At 36.0% G+C, this 13,337-nt stretch carries 11 protein-coding genes; all 11 read left to right on the forward strand.

The annotated features are described in order from the left end of the window. Positions 1 to 407 precede the first annotated feature (407 nt). The 11 genes from ACPYKA_RS12685 to ACPYKA_RS12735 all read left to right on the forward strand — a co-directional run bounded on the left by ACPYKA_RS12685 (position 408) and on the right by ACPYKA_RS12735 (position 13,135). Positions 408 to 998, forward strand: coding sequence for a dipicolinate synthase subunit B (locus ACPYKA_RS12685; RefSeq protein WP_479542630.1), 591 nt, complete (start codon positions 408 to 410; stop codon positions 996 to 998). 81 nt (positions 999 to 1,079) lie between these two features. Then, the gene (gene asd, locus ACPYKA_RS12690) at positions 1,080 to 2,126 is read left to right on the forward strand and encodes an aspartate-semialdehyde dehydrogenase (RefSeq protein ID WP_479542631.1); all 1,047 of its coding nucleotides are present in this window, start codon (positions 1,080 to 1,082) and stop codon (positions 2,124 to 2,126) included. 33 nt (positions 2,127 to 2,159) lie between these two features. Further along, positions 2,160 to 3,404, forward strand: a complete 1,245-nt coding sequence (gene dapG / locus ACPYKA_RS12695; RefSeq protein ID WP_479542632.1) for an aspartate kinase — start codon at positions 2,160 to 2,162, stop codon at positions 3,402 to 3,404. A gap of 33 nt (positions 3,405 to 3,437) precedes the next feature. Beyond that, positions 3,438 to 4,301: a 4-hydroxy-tetrahydrodipicolinate synthase gene (dapA, locus tag ACPYKA_RS12700; RefSeq protein WP_479542633.1), complete on the forward strand. Its 864-nt coding sequence runs from the start codon at positions 3,438 to 3,440 to the stop codon at positions 4,299 to 4,301. Positions 4,302 to 4,441: 140 nt separating this feature from the next. Continuing rightward, the gene (locus ACPYKA_RS12705; RefSeq protein WP_479542634.1) at positions 4,442 to 5,188 is read left to right on the forward strand and encodes a ClpP family protease; all 747 of its coding nucleotides are present in this window, start codon (positions 4,442 to 4,444) and stop codon (positions 5,186 to 5,188) included. A gap of 2 nt (positions 5,189 to 5,190) precedes the next feature. Further along, the gene (locus ACPYKA_RS12710) at positions 5,191 to 5,391 is read left to right on the forward strand and encodes a YlzJ-like family protein (RefSeq protein WP_479542635.1); all 201 of its coding nucleotides are present in this window, start codon (positions 5,191 to 5,193) and stop codon (positions 5,389 to 5,391) included. Between the two features lie 152 nt (positions 5,392 to 5,543). After that, a complete protein-coding gene (locus ACPYKA_RS12715; protein ID WP_479542636.1) occupies positions 5,544 to 7,820 on the forward strand; it encodes a DNA translocase FtsK in 2,277 nt (758 codons plus the stop codon). 173 nt (positions 7,821 to 7,993) lie between these two features. Further along, positions 7,994 to 9,127 (forward strand): BMP family lipoprotein, encoded by a 1,134-nt coding sequence (locus ACPYKA_RS12720; protein ID WP_479542637.1) that lies wholly within the window; start codon positions 7,994 to 7,996, stop codon positions 9,125 to 9,127. A gap of 481 nt (positions 9,128 to 9,608) precedes the next feature. Continuing rightward, positions 9,609 to 11,138, forward strand: a complete 1,530-nt coding sequence (locus ACPYKA_RS12725) for an ABC transporter ATP-binding protein (RefSeq protein ID WP_479542638.1) — start codon at positions 9,609 to 9,611, stop codon at positions 11,136 to 11,138. After that, entirely contained in the window at positions 11,135 to 12,181 is a 1,047-nt protein-coding gene (locus ACPYKA_RS12730; protein ID WP_479542639.1) for an ABC transporter permease, read from the forward strand. Before ACPYKA_RS12725 ends, ACPYKA_RS12730 begins: the two co-directional genes overlap by 4 nt. Next, on the forward strand, positions 12,182 to 13,135 hold the full coding sequence (locus ACPYKA_RS12735) for an ABC transporter permease (RefSeq protein ID WP_479542640.1): 954 nt from the start codon (positions 12,182 to 12,184) through the stop codon (positions 13,133 to 13,135). Positions 13,136 to 13,337: the final 202 nt, after the last annotated feature.

The following is a 13,337-nucleotide window of genomic DNA, read 5'->3' on the forward strand; positions in this document are numbered from 1 at the left end:
AGACAACGCAGTGCGTAGCACAAGGAAGGCTCATCAGCCGCCTGCGGAAAGCGGAATGTATTTCCGTAGCGGTATTCTGCTTTGTAGCTTCGTTTTTATTTTTCACGATGGAAATCAACGAAGCTGTTACTAGTTTTTAAATATTCATTGCTGCACAGTATCCTTCAACTCTCTATTAAGTTTTTAATAGTTGAAAGTAATATTCTGCATTTTTTGTACTGCAGTTGTTCTACTTTAGATTTTTCATTTTCTGTACAGCCTTTGTTATTTAAAGAAGATTAAAAAAGGAGTATGAGTATTTTTTGGGTATAAGCCAACATTTTAGTTAAATGGAACAGAAAGATTTTCACCTACATACATTGTTAGGGAATATAAATAGATAGAATGATGAAAGGTTGGATATTTCCATGTCTTTAGAAGGTAAAAGAATCGGTTTTGGCTTAACAGGTTCTCATTGTACCTATGATGCAGTCTATCCGCAGATTCAAAAATTAATGGATGAAAAAGCTGAGGTCATTCCGATCGTTTCCTATACAGTTAGAAATATTGACACAAAGTTCGGAAAAGCTGAAGAGCATATTGAAATCATCGAATCAATTACTAAACGACGGGTTATTTCAACAATGCCAGAAGCAGAGCCATTAGGGCCTAAAGATCCTTTGGACATTATGGTGATTGCTCCACTTACAGGTAACTCTTTAAGTAAATTTGCAAACGCCTTAACCGATTCTCCGGTTCTCATGGCAGCGAAAGCCACCTTGAGAAACCGTAGACCTGTTGTCCTAGGAATCTCAACCAATGATGCTTTAGGTTTAAATGGAGTTAATCTAATGCGTTTAATGAGTAGTAAATTAATCTATTTTATCCCTTTTGGCCAAGATAATCCGCATAAAAAGCCAACATCTCTAGTTGCAAATATGGACTTATTATCCGCAACGATAATAGAAGCTCTTAAAGATAAACAAATTCAGCCCGTTATTATTCCTTATTCGAATTAAAATATGGTAGAATATACTTTAAAGTAAAAATAAACGACTTGATTAGATCTGTTCACATGATATGGAAGGAGTTATTTATTAATGACACAAAATAAACAATACAATGTAGCAGTAGTAGGTGCTACAGGAGCGGTAGGACAAAAAATTATAAAATATCTAGAAGAAAAACCATTCCAGGTGAACAACATTAAGTTACTGTCATCTAAGAAATCAGCTGGAACGAAAGTGAAGTTTAATGGAGAAGACGTGACAGTAGAAGAAGCAACTTCTAATAGTTTCAAAGATATTGATATTGCATTTTTTTCCGCTGGTGGTTCAGTTTCAAAACAACTAGCACCTGAGGCAGTAAAAAGTGGAGCAATTGTTGTTGACAATACAAGTGCATATAGAATGGATGAAGATGTGCCCCTCGTTGTCCCAGAAGTGAATGAAGGGGATTTACAACATCACAAAGGGATTATAGCAAACCCAAATTGTTCTACGATTCAAATGGTTGCAGCATTAAAGCCAATTCAAGATAAGTTTGGATTAAAACGAGTGATTGTCTCAACATATCAAGCTGTATCAGGTGCAGGGTTGGCTGCTCAAAATGAATTGACTGAGCAAACAAGACAATATTTAAATGATGAAGAAATGACTGCTACTATATTACCGGCAGGTTCAGATAAAAAGCATTATCCAATTGCATTTAATGCATTACCACAAATCGACGTATTTGAGGATAATGGATATACAAAAGAAGAGTTAAAAATGATCAATGAAACTAAAAAAATTATGCATGAACCTAATTTACATGTTGCAGCAACATGTGTTAGGCTTCCAGTATTTACCTCTCATTCAGAAAGTATCTATATTGAAACAAAGGAATCAAACATCACTGTGGAAGATGTTAGAAAAGCGCTTGAAAATGGAGAAGGTATTATCGTTGAAGATGATCCTTCAACCCAAACGTATCCGACACCTTTAAGCGCAGCGGAGAAAAAAGAAGTTTTTGTTGGTAGAATTCGTAAAGATTTAGACACAGATAATGGATTCCATTTATGGGTTGTGTCTGATAACCTTGTGAAAGGGGCTGCTTGGAATACAGTTCAAATTGCAGAGGCCCTTGTTAGAAATGAACTAGTTTAAAATTAATAATAAAGTTGAGGTTTGATAATAATTATGCGACTTTTAATTCAAAAATTTGGTGGAACATCTGTTCAAACAAAGGAAAATCGAATTTCTGTTATTAAACAAATAAAACGTGCAATTAAACAAGATTATAAATTGGTAGTTGTCGTTTCCGCACTTGGCAGAAACCCGGATCCGTATGCAACAGATACGTTACTCAAAATGGTTGATCATCCAACATCAAATAATTCTAAACGGGAACTAGATATGTTAATGGCATGTGGTGAAACTATTGCATCTGTTGTCTTGTCGAATGAATTGAGACAGCATAATGTATCGGCTACAGCATTAACAGGTGCCCAGGCAGGACTTATTACAAATGATGAATATAATGAGGCAAAAATTAAAAAAATAAAACCAGACAGAATAAAGCAAGAGCTTAAAAACCACGATGTTATTGTTGTGGCAGGATTTCAAGGTCGAACGGAGTCTGGAGATATAACGACAATAGGTCGGGGTGGTAGTGATACAACAGCTGCCGCATTAGGTGCATCTTTGCGTGCTGAATGTGTTGAGATTTTTACAGATGTAAAAGGAATTATGACAGCAGATCCACGTGTAGTTGATTCTGCTCAACGGATCGACGTTGTTACTTATACCGAAACATGTAATCTAGCCTATCAAGGGGCAAAGGTGATCCATCCGCGAGCAGTAGAAATTGCCATGCAAGCAGAGATTCCGCTTCGTATTCGTTCTACTTACTCAGAAGATGAAGGTACATTGATTACGTCATCTCGTGTTAAAGAATTTGGAATTGATATACCAGATCGTTTAGTTACTGGAATTGCTCATATAGATTCGATTTCACAGCTAACTGTACATGTGAATGAGAGTGACTTAAAAGCACAAGCAACTATATTTAAAACGATGGCTGATGCGGATATTTCGGTCGACTTTATCAATATATCACCTACAAATGTTATATATACTGTTCCAACTGAAGTTACAGAAAAGGCAGTTTCTTTATTAGAAAAACAAGGATTTAACGTAAAAGTAAAGAAAAACTGTGCTAAAGTTTCAGCTGTTGGCGCCGGGATGACTGGAATTCCTGGTGTGGTTGCAAAAATTACTGAAGCGCTTATTAATAATGATGTTCAAATTTTACAATCAGCTGACAGTCATACAACGATTTGGGTTCTAATCCATGATGAACATTTAAAGACAGCGATAAATGCATTGCATGAAGCGTTTGAGTTAAATAAAATAACTGATACAGGAAAAGAAACAGTATCTTAAGCTTCATGAGTGATAAGAAAAGGGTGAAATAACATGCATTTTGGTCATGTTTTGACAGCTATGATCACTCCATTTGACAGTGACAATCAAGTTGATTTCCCTACAATGACCGTGCTTATCGAACATTTACTAACGAACGGAACTGAAGGCTTAGTTATAACGGGAACAACAGGTGAATCTGCTACATTGTCGCAAACTGAGATGGAGCAAATTTATCGACATGTCGTAGCTGTCGTGAATAAAAGAGTGCCTGTACTTGCTGGAACAGGAACAAATGATACGAATAATACAATAAACTTGACGAAAATAGCTGCTGAATCTGGGGTAGATGGTATTATGCTAGTTGCCCCTTATTATAATCGTCCAAATCAAACTGGATTATATGAACATTTTAAGTTGGTTGCAGAATCAACTAACCTACCGATTATGTTGTATAATATACCAGGAAGATGTAGTGTTCACATTGAAGCTGACACAATCATTAAATTAAGTGAACTTGAAAACATCGTTGCTGTAAAAGAAGCGAGTGGTAATTTAGAGCAAGTATCTCAAATCATCACAGAAACAAACGATGATTTTCACGTATACAGTGGTGATGATAGTATGACATTACCGATAATGGCAGTTGGTGGGACTGGGATTGTGTCAGTAGCATCCCATATTATAGGTAATGAAATGAAAGAAATGGTGCATGCTTTTCTCCTTGGTGAAACACAAAAAGCGGCTCATATTCACCGTGAACTACTGCCTATAATGAAAGGCTTATTTATGGCTCCTTCTCCAGCACCGCTAAAGGAAGCACTAAAATTAAAAGGGTTAGATGTTGGATCTGTACGTTTACCTTTAGTAGGTCTTTCAGAAGAAGAAAGATCTAGATTAAAAACATTAATAATATAACAAAAACATCAGCAGATAATGCTGGTGTTTTTTTAAATTCGGCTTTTCTACTCCTATCTTTATATAATCGGTAGTATGAAGTACTATATTTAGCCCATACTAAAGGTTGATATATGTTGTAAATAAGGAGTGAACGTCAATTGAATAAAGAAGAAAAAGAAGAAAAAGAGGAAAAATCTGGAGACGAACTTTCTCCTTCAGCAATCGTAGAGAAAATTAAAGAATTAGGTCAAACAAATGTACCGACAATGCCCGAATCAAATATTCATGTCCTAACGATTATTGGACAAGTGGAGGGGCATATGCAATTACCTCCTCAAAATAAAACGACAAAATATGAACATATACTACCACAATTGATTGCTATAGAACAAAATCCTAAAATAGAAGGTGTTGTTATTTTACTAAACACAGTCGGTGGAGATGTGGAAGCAGGACTTGCTCTATCTGAAATGATCGCTTCAATGTCTAAACCTACCGTATCCATTGTCCTAGGCGGAGGGCATTCGATCGGAGTCCCGATAGCCGTTTCGGCTGATTATTCTTTTATTGCACCCACTGCTACAATGACAATCCATCCAATTCGCTTGACAGGTCTAGTCATTGGCGTCCCACAAACTTTCGAATACTTAGATAAAATGCAAGATCGAGTGATACAATTTGTCGTTAACCACTCGAATATTCAGGAAGAGCAATTTAAAGAATTAATGTTTGCAAAAGGGAATTTAACTAGAGATATTGGTACAAACTTGATTGGATCTGAAGCTGTCGAGTATCAACTTATCAATGATGTTGGTGGAGTTAAAGATGCAATGGAAAAACTAAATGAATTAATTAATCAGTTAAAACCAAAAGAATTAGAAAAATCCAATGAGGAAGTGAGTTAATAATGGTACATTATACTCCGTTACTAACCGAAGAGATATTTCCACAAGAGGAAGAAAATCATCAACTAGTCTCTTGGCAAGGGAGATCTCTATATGTAAAAAAAACAGAACAAGGACAATTAGAGGTTGTTCAACTTTTGTCCACGGATCCTCAAGATTTTTTAAATACGTCTTTCTCACCAGGAACTATTTTTAAAAAGTAAATCATTAACAAAATAGAGAATTTTACTTTTCTAAGAAAACAAATAATATGATATACTAGAGACGCATCTATAGTAGATACAACCCTTGCCTAGGTGGGCAGGGGTTTCATATTCAATTAGAAAATCCACCTATTATGTTTAGAGGTGATGATGTGGCAAAAAAGAAAAGAAGAAAAAAATCAGGATTAGCTAAACAACTACAGTACGAACTGCTTGGTTTATTGTTTATATTTTTATCCATTTTTGGCAGTGGAGTGTCTATGATTAGTGATGGGTTTATTCCAACAAGTCTGGAAAACATCTTCAGACTTTTATTAGGAGTGTGGTATTTTGTTGCATCGCTAATCTTATTAATTATTGGTATTATTCTAGTAATAAAAAGAAATTTTCCGAATTTCTTCACGAAGAGGACGATTGGTTTTACCATATTATTTTTAGGTGTTTTACTATTTACGCATATACAAACATTTGAAAAATTATTGATTGATACGACGGAAACATCCGTTATTAAAGCTACTTGGGATCATTATATGGCATTTTTGAATGGACAAGGTGTAAGTAGTCAGCTAGGTGGCGGAATGATTGGTGGAATCTTATATACTGCCAATTCTTATTTGTTTTCATCTGCCGGTGCCAAAATAGTAGCTGTATTTTCGATATTAATAGGACTAATATTTATGACAAATCTATCAATTGGTAATTTTTATTTAAACATGAGGAAAAAACTAGCCGAAAAATGGCAAAATTTTAAAGCGAAAAGAGAAAGTAAAAAGGCGGAAAAACAAGTAAACAAAAATGCCAATCATGCTTATGAAGCTGATGTACATGAAGAGAATTCAAATGCTGACGGGCTGAAGAAACCGCAAGAAGTAGTGGATGTACAATTTTCATATGAGGAAAATGACAGTGGACAACTAATGTTACAAATGGAAGATGAAAATTCTACTCCACCTGAAGAAACGGAGGAAGAAATTGATGTTTCCGTTATCGATATGAATAGTACGCAAAATGATCATTACGAGTTACCTTCTATTGATTTACTTTCTGAACCTATCAAACATAGTCAGCAACGAGAAAAATCACAAATACATAAAACGGTTCAAGTATTGGAACAAACTTTTCAAAGTTTTGGGGTGAAGGCCAAGATTACGAAGGCACATGTTGGTCCAGCCGTAACCAGGTATGAAGTTTATCCTGAAGCCGGTGTAAAGGTAAGTAAAATTATAAGCCTTCATGATGACCTTGCCCTTGCCCTTGCCGCGCAAGATATTCGGATTGAGGCACCGATTCCTGGAAAATCAGCAGTGGGGATCGAAGTACCAAATCAAGAAATTGCTATGGTTTCTCTTCGTGAAGTATTGAATCTTTCGAGTAATCGAAACAAGAAATTATTATTTGGTTTAGGTAGAGATATATCTGGAGAAATTGTTGAAGGTGAACTAAATAAAATGCCGCATTTACTTATCGCTGGAGCAACTGGAAGTGGAAAGAGTGTGTGCATTAATAGTATAATCACTTCTATTCTAATGCGGGCTAAACCGAATGAAGTAAAAATGATGATGATCGATCCGAAAAAAGTGGAATTGAATGTTTATAACGGCATTCCACATTTATTAACTCCCGTTGTAACGGATCCAAAAAAAGCTTCCATGGCCTTAAAGAAAGTCGTTCAGGAAATGGAATACCGGTATGAATTGTTTTCTGAATCAGGTACAAGAAACATTGAAGGATACAATAACTTTATTCAAAAACAAAATGAACTTACGGATGATAATCAAGGTTTACTCCCTTATATAGTAGTTTTAGTTGATGAATTAGCTGATCTCATGATGGTTGCTTCAAAAGATGTGGAAGATTCCATTACTAGACTTGCTCAAATGGCACGTGCAGCAGGAATTCATCTTATTATTGCAACACAAAGGCCATCTGTTGATGTAATTACAGGTGTAATAAAAGCAAATATCCCTTCTCGAATTGCTTTTAGTGTTTCATCTCAAGTTGACTCGCGAACCATTCTGGACGTAAGTGGGGCAGAAAAACTATTAGGTAGAGGAGATATGCTCTATATCCCTGTGGGAATGTCAAAACCGATACGAGTTCAAGGAGCTTTCCTATCAGACGATGAAGTTGAGCGCATCGTGAATCACTGTATAAATGAACAAAAAGTATCCTATGAGGAAGATATGATCCCAGACGAACAGGAAAGTGACGCTAGTGAGGTAGAGGATGAATTATTTGACGACGCTGTACAACTAGTGGTAGAGATGCAGAGTGCAAGTGTATCCATGTTACAAAGAAGATTTCGCATCGGTTATAATAGAGCTGCGAGATTAATAGATTCTATGGAGGAACGAGGAATTGTAGGGCCATATGAAGGAAATAAACCGAGAATCGTTCTCTTAGAGCATCAAAAGGAAGAATCTTCTTAAAAATTTATGAAATATATTCTAAATTATTTATTTACATGGTATATTAATTTGTAGTAGTATGACAATTTTACATAGAAAATGTTGTATTACTCGCACCAAGATATTCAAGTACGGTTTAAAAGGGGGGAAATTGTACTTTATTAAAATATCTTACCAAAATGGAGGATTTAGAAATGAAGAAAAATAAGTTCTTGTTATCAATTGTTCTATTATTTGCATTAAGTCTAGTCTTAGTTGCTTGTGGGGGTTCAGATAACAATACAAGTACAGACGATGATGCTGAACAAACGAATGATGAAAATGCAGGAGAACAATCAGATGAATCTGCTGACTTTTCAGTAGCAATGGTTACAGATACCGGTGGAATTGATGATAAATCGTTCAACCAGTCTGCATGGGAAGGTTTAGAAGCATGGGGAGAAGAACATGGTGCTGAAAAAGGAGCATCCGGTTATGATTATGCACAATCAGAAGACGATAGTGATTATCTCCCTAACTTCACACGCTTAGTAAAAAATGATTTTAACTTAATTTTTGGTGTAGGATTTTTACTAGAAGATGCGGTAAGCGATATTGCTGAACAGTATCCAGATAATTATTTTGCAATAATCGATACTGTCGTTGAAGGTCCAAACATTGCAAGTATCACTTTTGCCGAACATGAAGGTTCATTTTTGGCAGGTGTAGCAGCAGCGATGAAAACAAAAACTGATAAACTAGGATTTGTAGGTGGAGTAGATTCTGACTTAATTAATAAATTTGAAGTAGGATTTGTCGCTGGTGCAAAATCAGTAAATCCCGATATTGAGGTTCAAATCCAATACGCAGAAGATTTTAACGCAGTTGATAAAGGAAAACTTATTGCATCAAATATGTATAACAGCGATATTGATATTATTTATCATGCAGCCGGAAATACTGGTAACGGTGTGTTTGCAGAAGCTAAAGACATTAAACAAAACGATCCAGACCGTGAAATTTGGGTAATTGGAGTGGACCGTGACCAATATGAAGAAGGATTAAATGAAGATAACTCGACAAGCGTTACGTTGACATCCATGGTAAAACGTGTTGATATTTCTGTACAAGAAGTAACAAACCTAGCGATGTCTGGAGAATTTCCAGGTGGAGAAATTGTTGAATTTGGTTTAGAAGATGAAGGAATATCTGTAGCTGATACAAATGAAGAAGCATTTACAGACGATCTTAAAGATGCTGTAAGCGAGTGGGAGGAAAAAATCAGAAACGGTGAACTTGAAGTTCCTAAATCTCGTGCAGAACTAGAAGAATTTGAAAAAGATTTATAAGATAATTATATATTAATAGGGCTAGTTGAATTCTAGCCCTTTTTATTTAACATTATCTTACTTGAAGAGCGAATATTGCCTTTTCATAAAGTACATAAACTGCGACACGACATAGGAGTCTATATGTTATTTATGTATCAACTCCATGTTTGGGGGAAACTCATAAATTGCGATTCGACTCGATGTCTTGAAGAATGACTCGACATGTTCGAAATCGACTCGACATCTTGGTGAATGACTCGACATGTTCGAAATCGACTCGACGTCTTGAAGAATGACTCGACATGTTCGAAATCGACTCGACGTCTTGAAGAATGACTCGACATATTCTAAATCGACTCGACGTCTTGGAAAATGACTCGACATCTTGAATTGCGAGTAATTCTTTCATTGTTACATCGCAGTTTTCTTCTACTTCGATATAAAGTAGCAATACAAAAATAGACAATATTAATTATCGGGCAAGGGATGTGATGACACGATGGAATACGTGATTGAAATGTTAAATATACGTAAAGAATTCCCCGGTATTGTTGCTAATGACAATATAACCCTCCAAGTAAAAAAAGGTGAAATACATGCATTGTTAGGTGAAAATGGAGCCGGAAAATCAACGCTAATGAATGTTCTTTTTGGTCTTTATCAACCTGAAAAAGGAGAAATAAAGATAAAAGGAGAGAAAGTTAATATTACCAACCCTAACATAGCGAATGATTTGGGAATTGGAATGGTACACCAACATTTTATGCTTGTTGAGCCTTTTACAGTTACGCAAAATATCATTTTAGGAAGTGAGCCTACTAAATTTGGGCAAATTAATCTAAAAGTAGCTGAAAAAGAGGTACAAGAATTATCGGATCGTTACGGGTTAAGAGTTGATCCTAAAGCTAAAATTAGAGATATCTCGGTCGGTATGCAACAACGAGTAGAGATTTTGAAAATGTTGTATAGAGGAGCCGATGTACTTATTTTGGATGAACCGACTGCGGTACTCACCCCCCAAGAAATAAACGAGCTATTTGAAATTATTGAATCGTTAGTGGATGAAGGTAAGTCCATCATCTTAATTACACACAAACTAAAAGAGATTATGCAAGTTTGTGGCCGCTGTACTGTTATCCGAAAAGGGGTAGGAATTGGAACCGTAAATGTTTCAGAAACAACAGTTGAGGAATTAGCAACATTAATGGTTGGAAGATCAGTCAGCTTTAAGACAGAAAAAGAGGAAGCAAAACCGACGGATGTTGTTTTGAAGGTAGAAAATGTACATATTAATGATAATCGAAATGTTCCAGTCGTAAAAGGATTAAATCTCGAAGTGCGGGCAAATGAAATCGTAGGAATTGCTGGAATAGACGGAAACGGTCAAACAGAATTGATCGAAGCAATTGCGGGACTAAAAAAGACTGAATCCGGATCCGTTTATTTGAACAATGAACCGATAACAAATTTATCCCCACGTAAAATAACTGAAAAAGGTTTGGCCCATATTCCGCAAGATCGACAAAAATTTGGGTTAGTTTTAGATTTTCCAGTTAGTGAGAACATTGCGCTCCAAACATACTATCAAGAACCTTACTCAAAAAATAAAATACTAAACTATGAAAAGATTGATGAGTTTTCAGAAAGAATTGTAAAGGAGTACGATGTGAGAACTCCTTCTATTCATACAAAAACGAGTGCACTTTCGGGAGGAAATCAGCAAAAAGTAATTATTGGTCGTGAAGTTGATCGTTCTCCAGACTTACTTATAGCCGCCCAACCAACAAGGGGATTAGATGTTGGAGCTATTGAATTTATTCACCAAAAATTAGTGGAAGAAAGAGATAAAGGACGAGCAGTGTTATTACTGTCTTTTGAACTCGATGAGATTTTAAATGTAAGTGATCGAATTGTTGTTATTTTTGATGGAAAGATTGTTGCTGATGTAAAACCTGAGGAAACAACGGAACAAGAACTAGGCTTGTTAATGGCCGGAAGTGACAAAAAGAAAGCAGGTGGGACAAATTGATGTCAAATAGATTATTCAACATTTTGGTTCCACTTATTTCAGTATTTATAGGGTTAATGGCTGGTGCAATTATTATGTTAATTTATGGATATAATCCATTGGAAGGTTATTTAGCTTTATGGAAAGGTGCATTTGGTGATCTTTACTTTATAGGTGAGACAATCAGACAGGTAACTCCATATATATTAACAGGTTTAGCAGTTGCATTTGCTTTTAGAGCAGGTTTGTTTAATATCGGGGCTGAAGGGCAAGTAATTGTCGGTTGGCTTGCCGCTGTTTGGATTGGGACTACTATTGAGGCGCCAATGTTTATCCATCTTCCTTTAGCAATGCTTGTTGCTGCCTTAGCGGGAGCGGCTATTGCATTTGTACCTGGATATTTAAAAGCAAAATTAGGAGTTCATGAAGTTATCGTTACAATTATGTTTAATTATATAGCTTTATATAGTGCAAACTCAATCATACGAAATGTGTTAACAGAACAGGCGGATAAAACTGAAAAAATCGCTCCCACTGCATCTCTTTCATCAGAATGGCTAGCAACTTTAACGATGTACTCTCGAGTGCATCATGGGATTTTAATTGCTCTTTTGGCAGCACTTATCATGTGGTTTATTATTAATAAAACTACGATCGGTTATGAAATTCGCGCAGTTGGTTTAAATCAAAATGCATCAAGGTATGCTGGCATGAATGTAAGTAAAAATATTATTTTTGCAATGGTTATCTCAGGTGCTTTTGCGGGATTAGCTGGTTCAATGGAGGGATTAGGGACCTTTGGTAACATGTCCATCCAAGGCGGGTTTTCCGGCCTAGGTTTTGACGGAATTGCAGTTGCTTTACTCGGAGCAAACACAGCTATAGGAGTTATATTAGCAGCTATTCTTTTTGGTGTATTAAAAGTTGGGGCATTAAACATGCCAACAGAAGCTGGGGTACCAAGTGAATTAGTTGATGTGATTATCGCATTCATCATCTTTTTCGTTGCATCCAGTTATATGATCAGATGGATTATACTTCGCTTTAAAAAGGAGGCTAAGTAAATGATTGATCTATTACAGGCAATAATACCACCAGCTTTATTTTTCTCTGCTCCACTTATTTTTACAGCATTAGGTGGTGTATTTAGCGAAAGATCTGGAGTAGTTAATATTGGATTAGAAGGATTAATGGTCATGGGAGCATTTGTAGGGATTGTATTTAATCTTAACTTTGCAGAAGTTTTTGGAGTTTGGACCCCATGGGTGTCAATTTTTGTTGCCATGATTGTTTCGGGTATTTTTGCAGTAATTCATGCAATTGCATCTGTCTCTTTTCGAGCAGATCAAGTAGTTAGTGGTATTGCGATCAACTTCTTAGCCCTTGGGCTGGGCGTATTTTTAACGAAACAATGGTATGGTAAAGGGCAAACTGACATGATTTCTCGACCGTTTTATACAACAAATATCCCGTTTCTTTCAGATATTCCTGTTATCGGTCCAATCTTTTTTAAAGGTGTATATTTGACTTCTTACTTAGCGATCATACTAGCATTTATCGCTTGGTATGTTTTGTATAAAACACCATTTGGCTTGCGCTTACGTGCTGTTGGTGAACATCCAATGGCTGCTGATACGAATGGTATCAATGTATATCGAATGCGTTATGTAGCAGTAATTATTTCTGGTCTTTTAGGAGGGTTAGGTGGTTCTGTATTTGCATTAACGATTGCACTTAATTTCTCTCAATCAACGATAGTAGGGCAAGGGTTTATGTCGCTTGCTGCTGTTATTTTTGGTAAATGGCATCCTTTGGGAGCAATGGGGGCGGCTTTGTTTTTTGGATTTGCCCAAAGTTTAAGTGTTATTAGTGCTGGAATTCCATTGTTACAAAATGTTCCTCAAGTATTTTTACTAATCGCTCCTTATGTATTAACGATTTTAGCACTAGCAGGGTTTATTGGTCGTGCTGAAGCACCGAATGCATTAAGTACCCCTTATATTAAAGGAAGTAGATAGATTTGTAACAATAGAGTAAAGTTAAAAGTGATTTAATCATAAAGAATCCGAACTATTATTTAAATTTCCAATTGAAATTTTTGTATAAGTTCGGATTCTTCATTTGTTGCATTTATACACCTTATCCATAAACTGTTGAGTAAAGTTGGATAGTAATTGTCCTCCGCTACGGAAAAAACTTGACACACTTTTCACTCAATTT

This window comes from Pseudogracilibacillus amylolyticus (SeqCode), assembly GCF_051918545.1.
In the GTDB taxonomy this organism is placed as follows: domain Bacteria; phylum Bacillota; class Bacilli; order Bacillales; family Amphibacillaceae; genus Pseudogracilibacillus.